The sequence below is a fragment of the Enterobacter cloacae complex sp. HYC074_NIDB genome (assembly GCF_056673345.1).
Window position 1 is genome coordinate 4,194,923 of sequence record NZ_CP114214.1, and the last position, 20,601, is coordinate 4,215,523.

The window sequence follows — 20,601 nt, forward strand, 5'->3', positions numbered from 1 at the left end:
CGGAATACTTACTGCGGGATATCGCTGGTTGGCTTAGCCGGTGCAGCTGGCTGAGTTTGCTCAGTTTTTGCTGGCGCGCTCAGATTTTCCCACTCGCTTCCTTTACTGGTCTTGTTGCTGTTGATATTGCCCAGCACCAAGCTGATAATGAAGAACAGCGTAGCCAGAATCGCCGTCGTGCGGGTCATGAAGTTCGCAGAACCACTTGAACCGAACAGCGTACCAGAAGCGCCTGCTCCGAAGGAGGCTCCCATATCAGCGCCTTTACCTTGCTGTAGCATAATCAGCGCTACGAGAGCGATGGCTACAATAAGGAAAATAACTAAAAGAGCTTCGTACATAATCAACCTGTTCCTTGCGGATTTGCCGCATACCAATGCTTCGACCAATTAGCAGGATTTTGTTTCCCACTGAAGCGGGTGTGAATACTAACCAAAGCGAATCACCTTCGCAAGGGCATTTTCGAGGCATTGTATCAACTGCGGAAAAAAACAGCAAAAAGCCATTAATTGTTTAAAACAAAGGCGGCAAACGCCGCCTTTTTAAACACTTATTCTGAAAGATTATGCAGCTTTGACTGCATCCGCAATGCGGTGCGCAAATTCAGTCACCTGCGCTTCGTCTTCGCCTTCCACCATCACGCGGATCAGCGGCTCGGTACCCGACTTACGCAGCAGGACGCGCCCACGGCTGCCAAGCGTCGCTTCCACCTCTGCCATCACCGCTTTCACGTTATCATTTTCCAGCGGGTCACCTTTACCCGCGGTGAAACGCACGTTGACCAGGATCTGCGGGAACATTTTCATGCCGCTGCACAGATCGTGCAGGCTCATATGGTTACGCGCCATCGCGGCAACAACCTGAAGCGCCGCCACAATGCCGTCACCGGTGGTGGTTTTATCGAGCAGGATCACATGGCCGGAGTTTTCCGCGCCAATACGCCAGCCTTTCTCCTGGAGTTTTTCCAGCACGTAGCGGTCACCCACTTTCGCACGAACAAACGGGATGCCCAGCTGTTTCAGCGCCAGCTCCAGACCCATATTGCTCATCAAAGTGCCCACGGCGCCACCGCGCAGTTGCCCCTGACGCAGGCCTTCACGCGCAATGATGTAGAGGATCTGATCGCCATCGACCTTGTTACCTTCGTGATCAACCATGATCACACGGTCACCATCGCCATCCAGGGCAATACCCAGATCGGCCTTTTCAGCCAGGACACGCGCCTGCAAGGCACGCACGTCTGTCGCGCCAACTTCTTCGTTGATGTTCAGACCGTCCGGCTCGCAGCCGATAGTGATCACTTTCGCACCCAGCTCGCGGAACACATTCGGCGCAATGTGGTAAGTCGCACCGTTGGCACAGTCCACCACAATTTTGAGGTGTGCCAGGCTCAGCTCATTCGGGAAAGTGCCTTTGCAGAATTCAATGTAGCGGCCTGCGGCATCGACAATACGGTTGGCTTTACCCAGCTCAGCGGAGTCAACACAGGTGATCTCTTTTTCCATTTCCGCTTCAATCGCCTCTTCCACGTCATCCGGCAGTTTGGTGCCGTCGATGGAGAAGAATTTGATACCGTTGTCATAGAACGGGTTATGGGAAGCGGAAATGACGATGCCCGCTTCCGCACGGAAGGTGCGGGTCAGATAGGCAACAGCAGGAGTTGGCATTGGCCCCGTAAAGGAAGCTGAAAGCCCCGCCGCCGCCAGCCCGGCTTCCAGCGCGGATTCCAGCATATAACCCGAAATACGGGTATCTTTACCAATAATGATCTTACGGGAGCCATGACGCGCCAGCACTTTCCCCGCTGCCCAGCCCAGCTTCAGGACAAAGTCAGGGGTAATTGGCGCATCGCCTACGCGCCCACGGATGCCATCGGTACCAAAATATTTACGATTACTCATAGCGTTTGTTTTCCTTCGCTGCCAGTGTGGCTTCCACCACACGCATGGCTTCTACTGTTTCTTTTACGTCATGGACGCGAATGATGTGTGCACCTTGCATCGCGGCAATCACCGCGCAGGCCAGACTGCCGCTCAGACGTTCGCTCGGCCCGACATTCAACAACTGACCAATCATCGATTTTCTCGACATTCCCACCAGCAGTGGCAGGCCGAACTGATGAAACTCTGATAAGCGCGCAAGCAACGCGTAATTGTGTGAGAGATTTTTACCGAAACCGAAGCCCGGGTCGAGCAGCAATTTCTCTTTTGCGATACCCGCACGTTCACAGCGTTCGATATGCTCAATAAAGAAGCGGGTGACGTCGGCAAACACGTCTTCATATTTTGGCGCCTCCTGCATTGTCTTAGGCTGGCCCTGCATATGCATCAGACACACCGGTAGCCCGGTTTCTGCGGCGGCTTCAATCGCGCCCGGCTCGGTCAGCGAGCGGATATCATTGATAATGTGAGCGCCCACTCTCGCCACTTCACGGATCACTTCGGGTTTGGAGGTATCAACAGAGATCCACACTTCAAAGCGCCGTGCGATAGCCTCCACCACCGGCACCACGCGCGCCAGCTCTTCTTCCACCGAAACCTCCGCCGCGCCAGGCCGCGTTGACTCCCCTCCAACGTCAATGATGGTGGCACCCGCGTTAATCATTAAATTCGCGTGTTTAACCGCGTCGATAAGCGAATTATGCGTGCCGCCGTCAGAGAAGGAATCAGGCGTGACATTCAGGATCCCCATCACATGGGGATGTGAAAGGTCGAGATGCGAGTCCTGGGCGAATAGTTTCATGGTGAAGTCCCTGGGATTAATGTGGTTAAACAGATAAGAAAAACCCCGGAGCAAGCTCCAGGGTTTGAGATACAGACAAACGCTTCAACAGCAGTGACTTACTTGTCGCCTAACTGCTCTGACATGGTGTTGCCCGGGTTTGGCGTACGCGGTTCATCGACCGGACGCGGCGCACGCGGGGTGCCATTGTTGTCAGAATTGTTAGACGCGCCTGGGTCTTCCCAGCCTGCCGGCGGACGCACTTCGCGGCGCGCCATCAGGTCGTCAATCTGTGGTGCATCGATGGTCTCATATTTCATGAGCGCATCTTTCATCGAATGCAGGATGTCCATATTGTCGTTCAGGATCTGACGGGCGCGAGCGTAGTTACGTTCAATCAGCGCTTTCACTTCCTGATCGATGATACGTGCCGTTTCATCGGACATATGTTTCGCTTTTGCCACGGAACGGCCCAGGAACACCTCGCCCTCTTCCTCTGCATACAGCAGCGGACCGAGTTTGTCGGAGAAGCCCCACTGAGTCACCATGTTACGCGCCAGGTTTGTCGCCACTTTAATATCGTTCGACGCACCGGTGGAAACATGTTCCGCACCGTAGATGATCTCTTCTGCCAGACGACCGCCGTACAGGGTTGAAATCTGGCTTTCCAGCTTCTGACGGCTGGCGCTGATCGCGTCGCCTTCAGGCAGGAAGAAGGTCACACCCAGCGCACGACCGCGCGGAATAATCGTCACCTTGTGTACCGGATCGTGTTCCGGCACCAGACGACCGATAATCGCGTGGCCCGCTTCGTGATATGCCGTGGACTCTTTCTGCGCTTCCGTCATCACCATGGAGCGACGTTCCGCACCCATCATGATTTTGTCTTTCGCTTTCTCAAATTCCACCATGGACACTACACGCTTGTTACCGCGAGCGGCAAACAGGGCTGCTTCGTTGACCAGGTTAGCCAGATCCGCACCGGAGAAGCCTGGAGTACCACGCGCGATGATTGCCGCGTCGATATCTGGCGCCAGCGGTACGCGACGCATATGCACTTTCAGAATCTGTTCACGACCGCGAACATCCGGCAGACCGACCACAACCTGACGGTCAAAACGGCCTGGACGCAGCAGCGCAGGGTCAAGTACGTCCGGACGGTTAGTTGCCGCGATAACAATGATACCTTCGTTACCTTCGAAGCCGTCCATCTCAACCAGCATCTGGTTCAGGGTCTGCTCACGTTCATCGTGACCACCACCCAGGCCTGCGCCACGCTGGCGGCCTACGGCGTCGATTTCATCGATAAAGATGATGCACGGTGCTGCCTTCTTAGCCTGCTCGAACATGTCACGCACACGAGATGCGCCGACACCCACGAACATTTCAACGAAGTCAGAACCTGAAATAGTAAAGAACGGCACCTTCGCTTCACCCGCGATGGCTTTCGCCAGCAGGGTTTTACCGGTACCCGGAGGGCCGACCATCAGGACGCCTTTCGGGATCTTACCGCCCAGTTTCTGGAAACGGCTCGGCTCGCGTAGGTATTCAACCAGTTCACCCACCTCTTCTTTTGCTTCGTCACAACCTGCTACGTCAGCAAACGTGGTCTTGATCTGGTCTTCCGTCAGCATACGCGCCTTGCTCTTACCGAACGACATGGCACCTTTGCCACCACCGCCCTGCATCTGGCGCATAAAGAAGATCCAGACGCCGATAAGAAGCAGCATCGGGAACCAGGAAATGAAGATAGAAGCCAGCAGGCTTGGTTCTTCCGGCGGCTCGCCTACCACTTTGACGTTTTTGGTCAGAAGGTTATCAAGCAGCTTAGGATCGTTCACCGGGATGTAAGTCGTGTAACGGTTACTATCTTTCTTGGTAACGTTGATCTCACGTCCGTTGATACGCGCTTCGCGAACCTGGTCCTGATTGACCTCTTGCAGGAAGGTAGAATAATCCACCTTGCGGCCATTCGACTCGCTGGGCCCAAAGCTCTGGAATACTGACATCAGCACAACGGCAATGACCAGCCAGAGTATTAGGTTTTTCGCCATGTCACTCAAGGGATTAACCTCATATTACAACTGTGTTAAAAACAGCGTCAGGATACTCTATATCCAGTTTCATTCAAACTTTCGTCTGAAATCTCCCGGTTATCATTTTCGCCCGGTCGCTACAATATACACTTCACGGGAACGGGCCCGGGAAGAGTCCGGCTTACGAACTTTAACCTTCGCAAACAGGGAGCGAATTTCCTTAAGATACTCCTCGAAACCTTCGCCCTGAAACACCTTCACAACAAAACTACCACCAGGCGCTAGTACATCACGACACATTTCTAACGCTAGTTCCACCAGATACATGGCGCGGGGGATATCCACCGCCGGTGTTCCACACATATTTGGCGCCATATCCGACATGACAACCTGGACCTTACTGTCACCTACACGATCAAGTAATGCTTTAAGCACTAATTCATCACGAAAGTCGCCCTGAAGGAAGTCGACACCGACGATGGGATCCATTGGTAAAAGATCGCATGCGATGATTCGGCCCGTTCCGCCGATCTGCGTAACCGCATACTGGGACCACCCGCCAGGTGCCGCACCGAGGTCGACCACCGTCATTCCCGGTTTAAAAAGTTTGTCACTTTGCTGTATTTCATCAAGTTTAAACCAGGCGCGGGAACGCAACCCCTTTTTCTGCGCCTGTTGAACATATTTATCGCTAAAGTGTTCCTGAAGCCAGCGGCTGGAGCTGGCAGAACGCTTTTTACCTGTCATTTAACATTTCCGTCCTGGTTCATCGTTGCTTGCCTGTGACGTAAATTTCTACGCAGCTATTTGGCGATATTAGGGAGATGGCGGTAGAATGAACCGTTTTCAATCCCAACGTAAGCAAAAATATACGATGAATCTGAGTACTAAACAAAAACAGCACCTTAAAGGTCTGGCACATCCGCTCAAGCCTGTAGTGATGCTTGGCAACAATGGTTTGACCGAAGGGGTGCTTGCCGAGATTGAACAAGCGCTGGAACACCACGAGCTGATCAAGGTGAAAATCGCCTCTGAAGACAGAGACACAAAAAACCTGATCGTGGAAGCCATCGTGCGCGAAACCGGCGCCTGTAATGTACAGGTCATCGGTAAAACGCTGGTGCTCTATCGCCCATCTAAAGAGCGCAAAATCTCGCTGCCACGTTAAGGATATCCTGAATCGAACACATTTTCTGTGTGAAACGAGGGATTTCTTTCAGCAGGCGAGCAAAATGCCATGCTCCGTGAGTTGATAAAAGGCCGCTATGCGGCCTTTTTCTTTTCTTTACAATGTATCAACATCTTAGTAGAGAAGCGAATTACAGATATTCAACCTTAATAATTTCGTATTCCACTTCACCACCAGGGGTGCGGATGGTGACCACATCGTCCTGCTCTTTGCCAATCAGGCCACGAGCAATTGGCGAGTTCACCGAAATCAGGTTCTGTTTGAAGTCAGCTTCATCATCACCCACGATGCGATAGGTCTGCTCTTCGTCGTTGTCCAGGTTCAGCACGGTAACGGTTGAACCAAAAATCACACGGCCATTATTCGGCATTTTGGTGATATCGATAACCTGTGCATTGGACAATTTTGCTTCGATATCTTTAATACGCCCTTCACAGAAACCCTGCTGCTCACGCGCCGCGTGGTATTCAGCATTCTCTTTCAGGTCGCCATGCTCACGCGCTTCCGCGATAGCGGCGATGATTTCAGGGCGACGCACGGATTTCAGAAAATCCAGCTCTTCGCGCAGTTTTTCGGCACCACGTAAGGTCATCGGAATAGCTTGCATTTGTTATACCTCTTAAACATTCCTGTTGGGAGCAGTGTTCCCTGCTCCAGCCCACCTGAACAGGCCAGAAGCAAAAAGAAAACCGACCCGGGAGCAACGCCCCAGGTCAGCAGCAATTTTTCAATTTGATACGCATTTTACCGCGAAGTTCACTATGGGTCATCGTTTACTTTACAGTGCCATGCACCGTAGTATGACGGTTTGTTTTCGGGTTGTTAGCGCGAGATTATGCGATTTTCCAGTTTTATCATCGGATTGACTACCAGTATAACGTTCACCGTTCAGGCCGCGAATGTTGATGAGTACATTAATCAACTGCCCGCCGGCGCGAACCTTGCCCTGATGGTGCAGAAGGTTGGCGCGCAGGCTCCCGAGATTGACTATCACAGTCAACAGATGGCGCTGCCTGCCAGTACCCAGAAGGTGATCACCGCCCTCGCCGCTCTGCTCCAGCTCGGGCCTGACTTCCGTTTTACTACCACCCTTGAAACCAGAGGTAACGTTGAGGGTGGCGAACTGAAAGGCGATCTTATCGCCCGTTTTGGTGGCGATCCCACCTTTAAGCGCCAGGATGTCCGCAACATGGTGGCGGTACTGAAAAAATCCGGCGTAACAAAAATTGATGGCAACGTGCTGATCGACACCTCCATTTTCGCCAGCCACGATAAAGCGCCTGGCTGGCCATGGAACGACATGACGCAGTGTTTTAGCGCCCCGCCTGCCGCCGCCATCGTTGACCGTAACTGCTTCTCCGTATCGCTTTACAGCGCGCCAAAACCAAATGACTTAGCGTTTATCCGCGTGGCGTCTTACTACCCGGTCACGATGTTCAGCCAGGTGCGGACGCTGGCGAAAGGCTCCCCGGAGGCACAGTATTGCGAGCTGGACGTGGTACCGGGCGATCTCAACCGCTATACGCTCACCGGCTGCCTGACCCAGCGGGCCGATCCACTCCCGCTGGCCTTTGCCATTCAGGATGGCGCAGGTTATGCCGGTGCCATTTTTAAAGATGAACTGAAGCAGGCGGGCATAACCTACACCGGAACGCTGCTGCGCCAGACGCAGGTGAATGAGCCAGGCACGGTGATTGCCAGCAAACAGTCCGCGCCACTGCATGATTTGCTTAAGATTATGCTGAAAAAGTCGGATAACATGATTGCCGACACGGTATTCCGCATGATCGGGCACGCGCGCTTTGGTGTGCCGGGCACCTGGCGGGCCGGTTCTGATGCCGTACGTCAGATCCTGCGCCAGCAGGCGGGTATCGATCTGGGCAATACGATCGCCGTTGATGGTTCCGGTTTATCGCGTCATAACCTGATCTCGCCGGCCACCATGATGCAGGTGTTGCAGTACATTGCTCAGCATGACGCTGAGCTAAACTTTATTACGATGCTGCCGCTTGCCGGACACGACGGCTCTCTTCAGTACCGCGCGGGCCTTCACGCTGCGGGCGTGGATGGCAAAGTTTCAGCCAAAACGGGTTCCCTGCAAGGCGTTTACAACCTTGCCGGTTTCATCACGACCGCCAGCGGACAACGCATGGCATTTGTGCAGTATCTTTCCGGCTATGCCGTCGAACCGGCTGACCAGCGCAATCGCCGTATTCCACTGGTACGTTTCGAAAGCAGGCTCTATAAGGACATCTACCAGAATAACTAGCGATGAAACTACTGATAGTTGAAGACGATCTGTTATTGCAGGAAGGGTTAGCGCTGGCGCTGGGCAATGAGGGCTACGCCCTGGATTGTGCCGCCACAGCCGCTGAAGCAGATGCCTTGATCCAGAGCGGTGAATACAGCCTGGTGATCCTGGATTTGGGACTGCCGGATAAAGACGGCGCGACGCTGCTCTGCCAGTGGCGTCGTCGCGGAGTGGAGAATCCCGTATTGATTCTCACCGCCCGCGATGCCATTGAAGACAGAATTAACGGGCTTGATTCTGGCGCTGACGATTATCTGGTAAAACCCTTCGCCCTTGCCGAGCTACAGGCTCGCGTACGGGCGTTGATCCGCCGCTATCAGGGCCACAGCGACAACCTGCTGACGGACGGGGATATTACCCTCAATCTGCAAACTCAGCAGGTGCTGCGCCAGTCTCAGCCTGTGGAAGTGACCCCAAAAGAGTTCGCTCTGCTGACGCGCCTGATCATGCGCAGCGGGCAGACCGTGCACCGTGAAACGCTGCAACAGGACATCTACTCCTGGCAGGACGATCCAGGATCAAACACGCTTGAAGTTCACATTCATAATCTGCGCCGCAAGCTCGGTAAAGATCGCATCAAAACCGTACGCGGCGTGGGTTACCGTCTGGAGAGCCAGAAATGAACAGTATGCGCCGGCGATTAATGGTGTTGCTGGCGGTTATTCTGCTATTTTTTCAACTCATTAGCGTAGTCTGGCTGTGGCATGAGAGCCGCGAGCAGATCGGTTTTCTGGTGAATGAAACGTTGTCCGCTAAAGCACGCAACAACCATGTCGAAAAAGAGATCCGCGAAGCCATTGCCTCCCTGCTGGTCCCTTCACTGGTGATGGTCGGTTTTACCCTGCTCTTCTCATTCTGGGCAGTCACATGGATCACCCGACCACTCAACAAACTTCGCGCCAGCCTTGCGAACCGTTCGGCGGATAATCTGACTCCCCTGCCGATGTATTCTGATATGGAAGAGATAGGCGCAGTAACCACGTCCCTCAACCAACTCCTCGCCCGGCTGGACCACACTATTCAACAGGAACGCCTGTTTACCGCCGATGCGGCACACGAGTTACGTACGCCGCTGGCGGGGATTAGGCTCCATCTGGAACTGATGGCTCAGTCCGGTTCCCCGCAGGCCACGCCACTGATAAACCGGATCGATCAGCTGATGCACACGGTGGAACAGCTGCTGATGCTGGCGCGTGCCGGACAGGCGATGGCCAGCGGCCATTACGATACCGTGAACTGGACTGAGTCGATCATTGCTCCGCTTAGCCTGGAGCATGAAGCCAAAGAGCATACGGTAATATGGCCGGCCCACAGCACGCTGACGGTACAGGGGGACGCCGTCCTGTTACGTCTGATGCTAAGGAACCTTCTGGAGAATGCCGCCCGTTACAGCCCGGCAGGCACAACCATTGAAGTGGCATTAACAGCGACGGAGGGGGGTACCCGGGTGAGCGTTACCGATCAGGGGCCGGGTATTGATGAGGCGCACCGCCAGTCGATCACCGAACCTTTCCGACGTCTCGACCAGCGCTACGGCGGCAGCGGCCTTGGGCTGAGCATCGTACAGCGTATCGTACAGCTCCATCATGGTCATTTAACGCTGGAGAACGGCGCTGAGGGCGGCCTCATCGCCAGCTGTTGGTTACCGACGAAAATAGGATAAAAAAAAGCCCCGTTAAGGGGCTTTATACAGGGGTTAGTGCTTGTAGATGAACTCGACGCCTTCTTCGTCGTCTTCATCCCAGTCATCGTCCCAGTCTTCATCATCTTCTTCCGCTTCCAGCTCTTCGAGCTGCTGGCGGTGGTAGTCATCCCACATGAATTCGACTTTTTCAGGCTGTTTCGCCTCTTCTGCCTGAACAACCGGATTCTCGATGATAAAGGTCATCACATCCCAGCAGAGATCTTTCACGCCAACCTGGCTGGCGGCAGAGATCAGATAGTACTTATCTTCCCAACCCATCGCTTCGGCAATCGCTTTAGCTTTCGCTTCAGCTTCCGCTTTGTCCATCAGGTCGATCTTGTTGAATACCAGCCAGCGCGGTTTTTGCGCCAGTTTTTCACTGTATTTCTCCAGCTCGCCGATAATGATACGAGCGTTTTCAACCGGATCGGAACCGTCGATTGGATCGATGTCGATGAGGTGCAACAGTACGCGGCAACGCTCAAGGTGCTTCAGGAAGCGAATACCCAGACCGGCGCCTTCTGCAGCCCCTTCAATCAGACCCGGGATGTCAGCGACCACGAAGCTCTTCTCGTTATCCATACGGACAACGCCCAGGCTCGGTACCAGCGTCGTAAACGGATAATCTGCCACTTTTGGTTTCGCCGCAGAGACCGCACGGATAAACGTCGATTTACCGGCGTTTGGCATGCCCAGCATCCCCACATCCGCCAGCAGCATCAGTTCCAGTTGCAGGTCGCGCTTATCACCCGGGGTACCCATGGTTTTCTGACGCGGGGTACGGTTAACGGACGATTTGAAACGGCTGTTACCCAGACCGTGCCAGCCGCCTTTCGCCACCATCAGGCGCTGACCGTGTTTGGTCATATCACCCATGGTTTCGCCCGTACCCTGATCGATGACACGCGTACCCACCGGCACTTTGATCGTCACGTCTTTACCGCGTTTACCGGTACAGTCGCGGCTCTGGCCGTTCTGGCCACGCTCGGCGCGGAAAGATTTTTCGAAACGGTAGTCGATCAGCGTGTTGAGGTTTTCATCCGCCTCCAGCCACACGTCGCCACCGTCCCCACCGTCACCGCCGTCAGGACCGCCACGAGGAATATATTTTTCACGGCGGAAGCTTACACAACCGTTACCGCCATCACCTGCCACGACCAGGATCGTCGCTTCATCAACAAACTTCATTTTACTCTCCGTAACTCATTCGCCTGAGCGGGGGACTATTACAACCGCTTCATTTTTGCGCCAACGCCCCCAGAGACGATGACCAATGGCGGAATACATCGCGCCCGCAACCACGACAAACGCACCGAGATAACCCAACAGGTTGAGCATCGGCTTGACGAAGACATCGGGCCAGGCCATTGATAATAAATCTGAAAATAACAGCGTAAACAGCGGGGTAAGCGTGATTAAGGCGCTCACCTGTGCTGCCTGCCAGCGCGCCATGGCTTCAGCCAGCGCGCCATAACCGACCAGCGTATTCAGCCCACAAAAAATGAGGCACGCCAGTTGCCAGTCGCTGAGCTGGGTAATTACACCCGGCTTCGCTAAAGGCAATAATGCCAGTGTACACAAAGTGTACAGCAAAAAGAGGATCTGCTGTGAGGCAAGACGGCGCAATAACACCTTTTGCGCGACGCCATAACTCACCCAGACCGTTGCTGCGCCCACCCCAAAAATGACACCCCAGGTGTAATCCGTCAGGCGGGTAAAAATCTCAATCAGGCTGGTGTTAAAGAACATCACCAGCCCGCAAAGCAGCATACTTGCCCCGATGATCTGCGTGCCGCGCATCTTCTCCTTGAGGATGAATACGCTGGCGACCATCATGCCGACCGGTGAAAGCTGACCAATCACCTGCGACGCTGTAGGGCTAAGATATTGCAGGGAAGAGCTGAACAGAATGAAGTTACCGAACAGACCGCCCGTCGCGATAGCCAGTAACACCAGCCAACGCGGTTTTCGAAAGATGCGCAGCGGTGGCAGCTTACCTTTGACGGCCAGAATGGCGCCCAGGCCTATGCTTGCCATCAGGAAGCGATAAAACACCACCGTCGGTGGCTCCATGACTTCCAGTACCTGCTTCATTGCAATTGGCAGCGCACCCCAGCACATTGCGGTAGTGAGCGCCAAAAGAATACCAATGCCGGCCTGCTGCTTCATGCCCGTTTTCCCTACAGAAAATTTTCCGGGTTTCCAATGTAAAAAGCCCCGCAACACGTTGCGGGGCTTTAATCCGTTACCGGACCGAGAAAACCTTACTCAGCAACGATGCTGATGTATTTACGGTTGTTCGGGCCTTTAACTTCAAATTTCACTTTACCGTCTGCTTTAGCAAACAGAGTGTGGTCACGACCGCAACCTACGTTGGTACCCGCGTGGAACTTGGTGCCACGCTGACGAACGATGATGCTACCCGCCAGAACGGATTCGCCACCGAAACGCTTAACGCCCAGGCGTTTAGCTTCTGAATCGCGACCGTTACGTGTGGAGCCGCCAGCCTTTTTATGTGCCATTTAAATCTCTCCTCAGGTCTTAGGCGCTGATGCCAGTAATTTTCACATCAGTGAACCACTGACGGTGGCCCTGCTGCTTACGATAGTGTTTACGACGACGAAACTTAACGATTTTAACTTTCTCGCCACGACCGTGAGCAACAACTTCAGCTTTGATAACGCCGCCATCAACGAAAGGAACGCCGATTTTGACTTCTTCACCGTTTGCGATCATCAGAACTTCAGCGAACTCAACAGATTCGCCAGTTGCGATGTCCAGCTTTTCCAGGCGAACGGTCTGACCTTCGCTTACTCGGTGTTGTTTACCACCACTTTGGAAAACCGCGTACATATAAACTCCGCTTCCGCGCACATCCTCGTATGATTCAGAGTGCGCTATAAATATTCACAATAGGGCGCGAATATTACGCAAAACGCGAGCCTTTGACAAGTGCTACCATCAATACATGAAGAAAAAAAACACAACACGTACGGTAACGTTTATCTGAGCCGTTTTTTCAGTACAATCAGCAATACTATTTATAAACCGAAACCCTTTGTGTACCCATCTCGTGTGGGATAAACAGGATAAAAAGCCCGGCTTTTGCGATGAATTTAGAAAAAATCAATGAGTTAACCGCGCAAGATATGGCGGGTGTGAATGCAGCAATCCTGGAGCAACTCAACTCTGACGTTCAGCTGATCAATCAGTTGGGCTATTACATCGTCAGCGGCGGCGGTAAACGTATTCGTCCGATGATTGCCATTCTGGCCGCACGCGCGGTTGGCTATCAGGGAAATGCCCATGTCACGATCGCGGCGCTGATCGAATTTATCCACACCGCCACCCTTCTTCACGACGATGTTGTGGATGAATCAGACATGCGTCGTGGCAAAGCCACCGCCAACGCCGCGTTTGGTAATGCGGCAAGCGTTCTGGTAGGCGATTTTATCTATACCCGAGCCTTCCAGATGATGACAAGCCTTGGCTCGCTGAAGGTGCTGGAAGTGATGTCAGAAGCCGTGAACGTTATCGCTGAAGGTGAAGTCCTACAGCTGATGAACGTCAACGACCCGGACATCACCGAAGAAAACTATATGCGGGTGATTTACAGCAAGACCGCACGTCTGTTCGAAGCCGCCGCGCAGTGCTCTGGCATTCTGGCTGGCTGTAGCGAAGCGGAGGAAAAAGGCCTTCAGGACTATGGCCGTTACCTCGGCACCGCGTTCCAGTTGATTGATGATTTGCTGGACTACAGCGCGGATGGCGAAACGCTCGGTAAAAACGTCGGCGATGACCTGAACGAAGGCAAGCCAACGCTGCCGCTGCTCCACGCGATGCGCAATGGTACACCAGAGCAGGCGAAAATGATCCGGGAGGCTATCGAGCAGGGAAATGGACGCCATCTTCTGGAACCGGTACTGGAAACAATGGCAATCTGCGGCTCCCTGGAATGGACGCGTCAGCGCGCTGAAGAAGAAGCGGACAAAGCCATCGCCGCTATTCAGGTCATTCCCGACAGCCCATGGCGTGATGCGCTAATCGGCCTCGCGCACATCGCCGTCCAGCGCGACCGTTAATCCCTCATCATCTCCCTGCCCCTACGCAGGGAGACTCCAGTACGCTCCAGTAAATTACATTTACGCGTAAGCCCATCGGGTTACAGGCCGTATGTATAAAGCCGTGCCTTATTCTGAATATTGCTTCTCGTAACATGAACTTTTTAGAACAGATGTTCGAAGTGAGTATAGTAATGCTGTCTTTTCACACGAAACGACGTGGACGATAACGAACACAAGGACAGCATTATGGATACAAAATTCATCGACTGGCATTCTGCTGACATTATTGCGGCACTGCGTAAAAAAGGAACTTCGCTGGCTGCCGAATCACGTCGTCATGGGCTGAGCTCGTCGACGCTGGCAAACGCCCTGACCCGCCCATGGCCGAAGGGGGAACTGATTATCGCGACGGCGCTGGATACGCATCCGTGGGTGATATGGCCGTCACGCTACCACGATCCCATCACCCATGAATTTATCGACAGTACGCGCATGATGCGCCAGAGCAAAACGAAGAAAGCGCATCAGGACTGATGCACCAGAATTGACAAGAACAGCAATCCCCCGGCCTGTTCTGGCAGGGGGGTGCCGGAATGATTACTCGCCCTTCACACGCTCGATATTTGCACCCAGCGCGCGCAGCTTATCCTCAATACGCTCGTAACCACGATCGATGTGGTAGATACGATCGACAACGGTAGTCCCTTCCGCAATACAACCTGCCAGTACGAGGCTCGCAGATGCGCGCAGATCGGTCGCCATCACCTGCGCACCGGACAGTTTTTCAACGCCGTGGCAAATTACCGTGTTGCTTTCAATCTCAGCATGCGCACCCATACGGATCAGTTCCGGTACGTGCATGAAACGGTTTTCGAAGATGGTTTCCGTGATGAAGCCCGTGCCTTCGGCCACCAGGTTCAACAGCGTGAACTGTGCCTGCATATCCGTCGGGAATGCCGGATGTGGCGCAGTACGCACGTTAACGGCTTTAGGACGCTGCCCGTGCATATCCAGGCTGATCCAGTCTTCACCGATTTCAATGTCCGCACCCGCATCGCGCAGCTTCGCCAGCACCGCATCCAGGGTATCCGGCTGGGCGTTACGGCAGACAATCTTACCGCCAGAAATGGCCGCGGCCACCAGGAAAGTGCCGGTTTCGATACGGTCTGGCAGTACGCGATACACACCGCCACCCAGACGTTCAACGCCTTCGATGGTGATACGGTCTGTGCCCTGCCCGCTGATCTTCGCTCCCAGCGCGACCAGGAAGTTCGCGGTATCCACGATCTCCGGCTCACGGGCGGCGTTTTCGATGATGGTAGTGCCTTCTGCCAGCGTAGCAGCCGACATGATGGTGACCGTTGCGCCCACGCTCACTTTGTCCATGACAATGTGCGCGCCTTTCAGACGACCATTGACGGATGCTTTAACGTAACCCTCTTCCAGCTTGATCTCCGCGCCGAGTTTTTCCAGCCCGAAGATATGCAGGTCAACGGGACGCGCGCCGATAGCGCATCCGCCCGGCAGTGAAACCTGTCCCTGACCGAAGCGCGCCACCAGCGGACCAAGCGCCCAGATGGACGCACGCATGGTTTTCACCAGCTCATACGGCGCTGAGAAGTTGTTCACGTTGCTGGCATCGATCCAGACGGAACCGTTACGCTCCACTTTGGTGCCCAACTGGCCGAGCAACTTCATGGTCGTGTCGATATCTTTCAGCTTCGGTACGTTCTGGATCTCTACCGGCTCTTCTGCGAGCAGCGCAGCGAAAAGAATGGGCAGCGCGGCGTTTTTAGCGCCAGAAATTGTGACTTCGCCCTGGAGACGCGTAGGTCCCTGTACACGAAATTTATCCATCGTTTGCTCTCTTATAAATTCAACCGTGCTGCGGGCGTTTCGCCCTCAGCTCAAAAACCGTTTAGTTTGCGATCGCGTGCCCACTCCTGTGGGGTGAACGCTTTAATCGACAGGGCGTGGATGCGGTTATCCGCAATGTATTCCATCAGCGGCGCGTACACAGCCTGCTGTTTCTTCACGCGACTCATTCCGTCGAACATCTCACCCACAGCAATAACCTGGAAGTGACTGCCATCGCCAGAGACGTGGGCTTCCTGAAGGGAGAGTGCATTCATCAGCACAGTCTGGATTTCATTATTTTCCATGGGGTCTACATCATCTGATAGTGAAAACAAGCTCAACATCTTAGAGCAAAGTGGCGCGGTCTTAAACAAGCAAAAAGCCCCGACGCGTAAACTGTCGGGGCTTTCAGAAGTAACGTACTGAAAAAATTAGCGAGGTAATACGTCTTCGGGCAAATTGTAAAGCTGTGCAAGGGTAATCACGTTATCGCTTACCCCCGTCAGGGTGACGCTACTCCCCTGCTTTTTGCCCGTGGCCACCAGGTGCGCCAGCAGGGCGATACCGGCGGTATCTACCCGCGTGACGCCATGGAGATCAATCAGCGTCACGCCCTGCATCGCGTTATGGCGAGCGTCCCACAGCGGGTTAAGCAGATCCTGATCCAGCTCTCCCGTCAGCGTCAACGTCTCGCCGTCACGCGCCCAGCTAAGCTGCTGTGACATTACTTCTTCTCGTCCAGGGTAATTTTCTGACGAGAGATGGACTGAAGCTGAGCCGTCAGGCCATCAATGCCTTTAGTGCGCAGCAGATCGCTCCACTCGTTCTGTTTAGTGGTGATCATGCTGACGCCTTCAGCGATCATGTCGTACGCCTGCCAGTTTCCGGTCTGACTGTTTTTACGCCACTGGAAGTCCAGACGAACCGGTGGACGACCGTTTGGATCGATAATCGTCACGCGAATAGGAATGATAGTGGCATCGCCCAGCGGTTGTTCAGGGGCAATCTGATAGGTCTGCCCGTGATACATCGCCAGCGCCTGGCCGTAAGCCTGTTTCAGGTATTCACGGAACGCCGCAAAGTAAGCCTCGCGCTGCGCCGGGGTCGCGTCTTTGTAGTAACGGCCCAGCACCAGTGCGCCCGCGTACTTGATCTGCACATACGGCAGCAGCTCCTGATCCACCACATCACGTAGATAATCAGGGTTAGAACGGATTTTTGGCTGTTCGTTTTTAAGACGGTCGAAGGTTTTCTTCGCGGCCTCATTCATCAGTTTGTACGGGTTACTCTGATCCGCAGCGTGCGCCGCGGTAAGAGGGGCAATGACCAGCATGGCAACCATTAACAGTCGTTTAAACATGAATAACTTCTCCTGAAATTAATTCGTCGCGCCTGGCGTCGGTTCGACGTTGGTGTGGTCTTCACTCTGCGCAGGGGCATCGTCAGACTTTTTATCATCCCCTTTACTGTTGTAAAGGAACTGACCAATCATATCTTCCAGCACCATCGCTGACTTGGTATCCTGGATTACGCTACCGTCTTTAAGGATAGTCGTTCCCAGCTCAGGATCTTCAAAACCAACGTTAAGGGCCAGATATTGCTCCCCCAGCAGGCCAGAGGTGCGGATAGAAAGCGAGCTGGTGTCCGGAATGTGGTTATAGCGCTCTTCGATATCCATCGCGACGCGCGGCAGATAGGTTTTCTCATCAAGCGTAATGTCGGCGACACGTCCGATAACGACGCCACCAATACGCACCGGTGAGCGCGCTTTCAGGCCGCCGATGTTATCGAAAGTCGCGTAGATACGGTACGTCGGCTCGGCGCGAACAGAGGTGATGTCCGCCGCTCGCAGGCAGATGAACAGCGCGGCCAGCAGCGCCAGAAGCAGAAACACGCCAACCCAAATTTCATTTTTTCTCGTTTGCATGAACTCAATTCCCAAACATCAGTGCGGTGAGCACAAAATCCAGACCTAAAACGGCCAGCGACGAATGTACGACAGTACGCGTCGTTGCACGGCTAATGCCCGCCGACGTCGGAATGGCATCGTAACCATTAAACAACGCAATCCAGGTAACCGTCACAGCGAAAACCACGCTCTTGATCAGACAGTTCACCAGATCCATCCGCAGATCGATGGCGTCCTGCATGGCAGACCAGAAGAATCCGGCATCAATGCCTTTCCAGTTAACGCCAACCAGCGCGCCTCCCCAGATACCTACCGCCACAAAGAGGATAGTCAGTAACGGCAAGGAGATAACCCCGGCCCAGAAGCGCGGCGAGATCACCCGGCGCAGCGGATCGACTGCCATCATCTCCATACTGGAGAGCTGCTCGGTGGCGCGCATCAGGCCAATTTCCGCCGTCAACGCTGACCCGGCACGCCCGGCGAACAGCAGCGCGGCAACCACCGGCCCGAGTTCACGCAGCAGCGAGAGCGCCACCAGCATGCCAAGGCTGGTTTCCGCGCTGTAGGTTGTCAGTACCAGATACCCCTGCAACCCCAGCACCATGCCAATAAACAGACCCGACACGATGATGATAAGCATCGACAGCACGCCGACGTTATAAAGCTGCCGCACCAGTAACGGCGCATGCTTGCGGAACTCCGGTTTGCCGACCAGCGCGTTGAACAACATTAATCCGGCACGCCCGAACGTACTGATGGTTTTTAGGCCACGGTGTCCAAGACCCGCCAACGCATTTAACAGCATGAGTGGCTTAACTCCCTATTCCCAGTAAATCGTCATGATAGTCGCCCGCCGGATAGCGGAAAGGCACCGGCCCATCTGCGATACCGTCCAGGAACTGCCGCACGCGCGGATCGCCATTCTCCTGCAACGCCTGCGCGCTGCCGTGGGCGACGATCTTTTTGTCAGCCACAATATAGGCGTAATCAGCGATACTCAGCACTTCCGGCACGTCGTGGGAAACCACCACGCAGGTGACGCCAAGGGCGCTGTTCAGCTCCGAAATTAACTTCACCAGCACGCCCATGGTGATGGGGTCCTGCCCGACGAACGGTTCATCGAACATGATTAAATCGGGTTCCAGGGCAATAGCACGCGCCAGCGCGGCGCGGCGCGCCATCCCACCCGAGAGTTCGGACGGCATGAGTTTCGCAGCCCCCCGCAGCCCCACGGCTTCAAGCTTCATCATCACCGTGCTGTGCAACAGCGCAGGAGGAAGATGGGTGTGCTCACGCAGCGGATAGGCCACGTTGTCAAAAACGTTCATATCGGTGAACAGCGCACCCGACTGAAAGAGCATGCTCATCCGTTTGCGAACCGTGTAGAGGCGCGAGCGAGACATCGCCGGGACGTTTTCGCCGTCGAAGAGAATTTCGCCGCTGTCAGGGGGGATTTGCCCGCCGATAAGACGCAGCAACGTGGTTTTACCGATCCCTGACGGCCCCATGATGGCGGTGATTTTACCGCGCGGCACGGTCAGCGAAATATCATCAAATATTAACCGGTTGCCGCGAGAAAAACTGACGCCCCGGACATCGACTATATTCGCCATCGTTTGGCTCATTTATGGTTCCTTACTTACCTTGCTTCACGGCTGGCATGAAGCGTAAATCAGCCCTAAACCCCGCATTTTTACAGAATATTCACTATTGGGGTTAGCGAAAGCTGGCATTTGTTTTACTTTTCCGGCGCATAAAGTCAAAATTAGGAATTCGTCACGTCTCAGACTTCATCTGGCGCTAAAATTCGTGCGCAGTGGACCAGCGAGTATACCTGAAGAAAGGACTTTTGATGCTTTTAGCAACAGCACTGTTAATAATTGGTTTACTGTTGGTGGTCTACAGTGCTGACCGTTTGGTCTTTGCCGCATCCATTCTCTGTCGACTCATTGGCATGCCGCCCATCATTATCGGCATGACGGTGGTCAGTGTAGGCACATCGCTTCCTGAAATCATCGTTTCTGTTTCAGCCTCGTTGCATGGCCAGGTTGACCTCGCTATCGGCACCGCGATTGGCTCTAACATCGTCAATATCTTGCTGATTTTAGGCTTAGCCGCATTACTGCATCCATTTCGCGTACATTCCGATGTTTTGCGTCGTGAATTGCCGCTAATGTTAGTCGTCAGTCTGCTGGCGGGCTATGTGCTTTATGACGGGGTGCTGAGCGTCGGTGACGGTATATTCCTGCTCGCCCTGGCCGTGATCTGGTTGCTTTACAGCGTGAAGATCGCACGTCTGGCGGAAAAACAGGGTAACGATAGCCTCACGCGTGAGCACCTCGCCGAGCTGCCCCGGGAAGGGACCTTACCCGTCGCCCTGCTGTGGCTGGGCGTCGCGCTGATTATCATGCCAATGGCCACGCGGATGGTGGTCGATAACGCGACGGTGCTGGCGAACGCGTTTGCGATGAGCGAACTGACAATTGGTCTGACGGTCATCGCTATCGGCACCAGCCTGCCAGAGCTGGCTACCGCCATCGCCGGGGCGCGTAAAGGGGAAGATGATATCGCCATCGGCAATATCATTGGCTCGAATATTTTCAATATCGCGATCGTGACGGGGCTGCCGGCATTAATCTCACCGGGGCCGTTTAACCCTATGGTTTTCACGCGCGATTACGGTGTGATGCTGCTGGTCAGCGTGATTTTCGCCCTGCTCTGCTGGCGGCGAAAAGAGCAGATCGGCAAAGGCGCGGGCGCGCTGCTGACGGGTGGATTTATCGTATGGCTGGCGATGCTGTACTGGCTCTCGCCACTTCTCTCTGGGTAA

Annotated in this window: 24 protein-coding genes; 7 read left to right on the forward strand and 17 right to left on the reverse strand. The window is 54.2% G+C overall.

Translation table 11 applies throughout. From position 1 onward, the window contains the following. Nucleotides 1-8: 8 nt before the first annotated feature. From secG to rlmE, 5 genes are all read right to left on the reverse strand, one after another. Nucleotides 9-341 (reverse strand): preprotein translocase subunit SecG, encoded by a 333-nt coding sequence (gene secG / locus O1724_RS20380; RefSeq protein ID WP_003861803.1) that lies wholly within the window; start codon nt 339-341, stop codon nt 9-11. A 222-nt stretch (nt 342-563) separates the two neighbouring features. After that, a complete protein-coding gene (gene glmM / locus O1724_RS20385) occupies nt 564-1,901 on the reverse strand; it encodes a phosphoglucosamine mutase (protein ID WP_003861804.1) in 1,338 nt (445 codons plus the stop codon). After that, nucleotides 1,894-2,742, reverse strand: coding sequence for a dihydropteroate synthase (gene folP, locus O1724_RS20390; protein WP_003861807.1), 849 nt, complete (start codon nt 2,740-2,742; stop codon nt 1,894-1,896). The genes glmM and folP overlap by 8 nt, the downstream gene beginning before the upstream one ends. Before the next feature lie 98 nt (nt 2,743-2,840). After that, nucleotides 2,841-4,775, reverse strand: a complete 1,935-nt coding sequence (gene ftsH / locus O1724_RS20395) for an ATP-dependent zinc metalloprotease FtsH (RefSeq protein ID WP_003861810.1) — start codon at nt 4,773-4,775, stop codon at nt 2,841-2,843. Nucleotides 4,776-4,877: 102 nt separating this feature from the next. Next, a complete protein-coding gene (rlmE, locus tag O1724_RS20400) occupies nt 4,878-5,504 on the reverse strand; it encodes a 23S rRNA (uridine(2552)-2'-O)-methyltransferase RlmE (protein ID WP_003861812.1) in 627 nt (208 codons plus the stop codon). A 127-nt stretch (nt 5,505-5,631) separates the two neighbouring features. On the opposite strand from rlmE, the gene yhbY reads away from it, so the two are divergent. Further along, complete coding sequence (gene yhbY, locus O1724_RS20405) at nt 5,632-5,925, forward strand: ribosome assembly RNA-binding protein YhbY (protein ID WP_003861814.1); 294 nt, start codon at nt 5,632-5,634, stop codon at nt 5,923-5,925. 151 nt (nt 5,926-6,076) lie between these two features. Here yhbY and greA read toward each other — a convergent pair whose 3' ends face one another. Continuing rightward, the gene (greA, locus tag O1724_RS20410; protein ID WP_003861815.1) at nt 6,077-6,553 is read right to left on the reverse strand and encodes a transcription elongation factor GreA; all 477 of its coding nucleotides are present in this window, start codon (nt 6,551-6,553) and stop codon (nt 6,077-6,079) included. Nucleotides 6,554-6,781: 228 nt separating this feature from the next. On the opposite strand from greA, the gene dacB reads away from it, so the two are divergent. From dacB to pmrB, 3 genes are read left to right on the forward strand one after another with little or no spacing between them, the layout of a single operon-like run. Next, a complete protein-coding gene (gene dacB / locus O1724_RS20415; protein WP_003861817.1) occupies nt 6,782-8,215 on the forward strand; it encodes a serine-type D-Ala-D-Ala carboxypeptidase in 1,434 nt (477 codons plus the stop codon). A gap of 2 nt (nt 8,216-8,217) precedes the next feature. Next, a complete protein-coding gene (gene pmrA / locus O1724_RS20420; RefSeq protein WP_003861819.1) occupies nt 8,218-8,880 on the forward strand; it encodes a two-component system response regulator PmrA in 663 nt (220 codons plus the stop codon). Then, nucleotides 8,877-9,920, forward strand: a complete 1,044-nt coding sequence (gene pmrB, locus O1724_RS20425; protein WP_032660489.1) for a two-component system sensor histidine kinase PmrB — start codon at nt 8,877-8,879, stop codon at nt 9,918-9,920. The genes pmrA and pmrB overlap by 4 nt, the downstream gene beginning before the upstream one ends. Nucleotides 9,921-9,953: 33 nt before the next feature. Here pmrB and cgtA read toward each other — a convergent pair whose 3' ends face one another. The 4 genes from cgtA to rplU form a co-directional block, all read right to left on the reverse strand. Beyond that, nucleotides 9,954-11,129: an Obg family GTPase CgtA gene (gene cgtA, locus O1724_RS20430; RefSeq protein ID WP_003861823.1), complete on the reverse strand. Its 1,176-nt coding sequence runs from the start codon at nt 11,127-11,129 to the stop codon at nt 9,954-9,956. Nucleotides 11,130-11,144: 15 nt separating this feature from the next. Next, a complete protein-coding gene (locus tag O1724_RS20435; RefSeq protein ID WP_003861826.1) occupies nt 11,145-12,110 on the reverse strand; it encodes a DMT family transporter in 966 nt (321 codons plus the stop codon). Between the two features lie 95 nt (nt 12,111-12,205). Beyond that, nucleotides 12,206-12,463 carry a 50S ribosomal protein L27 gene (rpmA, locus tag O1724_RS20440; protein WP_003861831.1) on the reverse strand — a complete coding sequence of 86 codons (258 nt, stop codon included), beginning with the start codon at nt 12,461-12,463 and terminating at the stop codon, nt 12,206-12,208. A gap of 19 nt (nt 12,464-12,482) precedes the next feature. Continuing rightward, entirely contained in the window at nt 12,483-12,794 is a 312-nt protein-coding gene (gene rplU / locus O1724_RS20445; RefSeq protein ID WP_003025032.1) for a 50S ribosomal protein L21, read from the reverse strand. Between the two features lie 257 nt (nt 12,795-13,051). Here rplU and ispB point away from each other — a divergent pair, with 257 nt between their 5' ends. Then, nucleotides 13,052-14,023, forward strand: coding sequence for an octaprenyl diphosphate synthase (gene ispB, locus O1724_RS20450; protein WP_003861833.1), 972 nt, complete (start codon nt 13,052-13,054; stop codon nt 14,021-14,023). A 228-nt stretch (nt 14,024-14,251) separates the two neighbouring features. Continuing rightward, nucleotides 14,252-14,539, forward strand: coding sequence for a DNA-binding transcriptional regulator SfsB (sfsB, locus tag O1724_RS20455; RefSeq protein ID WP_126297098.1), 288 nt, complete (start codon nt 14,252-14,254; stop codon nt 14,537-14,539). 63 nt (nt 14,540-14,602) lie between these two features. Here sfsB and murA read toward each other — a convergent pair whose 3' ends face one another. From murA to mlaF, 7 genes are all read right to left on the reverse strand, one after another. Continuing rightward, nucleotides 14,603-15,862, reverse strand: coding sequence for a UDP-N-acetylglucosamine 1-carboxyvinyltransferase (murA, locus tag O1724_RS20460; RefSeq protein ID WP_006812128.1), 1,260 nt, complete (start codon nt 15,860-15,862; stop codon nt 14,603-14,605). Between the two features lie 50 nt (nt 15,863-15,912). Beyond that, nucleotides 15,913-16,167, reverse strand: coding sequence for a BolA family iron metabolism protein IbaG (gene ibaG / locus O1724_RS20465; RefSeq protein ID WP_003861840.1), 255 nt, complete (start codon nt 16,165-16,167; stop codon nt 15,913-15,915). 126 nt (nt 16,168-16,293) lie between these two features. Next, nucleotides 16,294-16,587 (reverse strand): lipid asymmetry maintenance protein MlaB, encoded by a 294-nt coding sequence (gene mlaB, locus O1724_RS20470; protein ID WP_003861843.1) that lies wholly within the window; start codon nt 16,585-16,587, stop codon nt 16,294-16,296. Then, on the reverse strand, nt 16,587-17,222 hold the full coding sequence (gene mlaC, locus O1724_RS20475) for a phospholipid-binding protein MlaC (protein WP_003861845.1): 636 nt from the start codon (nt 17,220-17,222) through the stop codon (nt 16,587-16,589). Before mlaC ends, mlaB begins: the two co-directional genes overlap by 1 nt. 18 nt (nt 17,223-17,240) lie before the next feature. After that, nucleotides 17,241-17,789: an outer membrane lipid asymmetry maintenance protein MlaD gene (gene mlaD / locus O1724_RS20480; RefSeq protein ID WP_003861847.1), complete on the reverse strand. Its 549-nt coding sequence runs from the start codon at nt 17,787-17,789 to the stop codon at nt 17,241-17,243. A gap of 4 nt (nt 17,790-17,793) precedes the next feature. Next, nucleotides 17,794-18,576: a lipid asymmetry maintenance ABC transporter permease subunit MlaE gene (gene mlaE, locus O1724_RS20485; protein ID WP_003861848.1), complete on the reverse strand. Its 783-nt coding sequence runs from the start codon at nt 18,574-18,576 to the stop codon at nt 17,794-17,796. 7 nt (nt 18,577-18,583) lie between these two features. Beyond that, the gene (gene mlaF, locus O1724_RS20490) at nt 18,584-19,396 is read right to left on the reverse strand and encodes a phospholipid ABC transporter ATP-binding protein MlaF (protein ID WP_003861850.1); all 813 of its coding nucleotides are present in this window, start codon (nt 19,394-19,396) and stop codon (nt 18,584-18,586) included. A gap of 227 nt (nt 19,397-19,623) precedes the next feature. Here mlaF and O1724_RS20495 point away from each other — a divergent pair, with 227 nt between their 5' ends. Next, nucleotides 19,624-20,601, forward strand: coding sequence for a calcium/sodium antiporter (locus O1724_RS20495; RefSeq protein WP_003861852.1), 978 nt, complete (start codon nt 19,624-19,626; stop codon nt 20,599-20,601).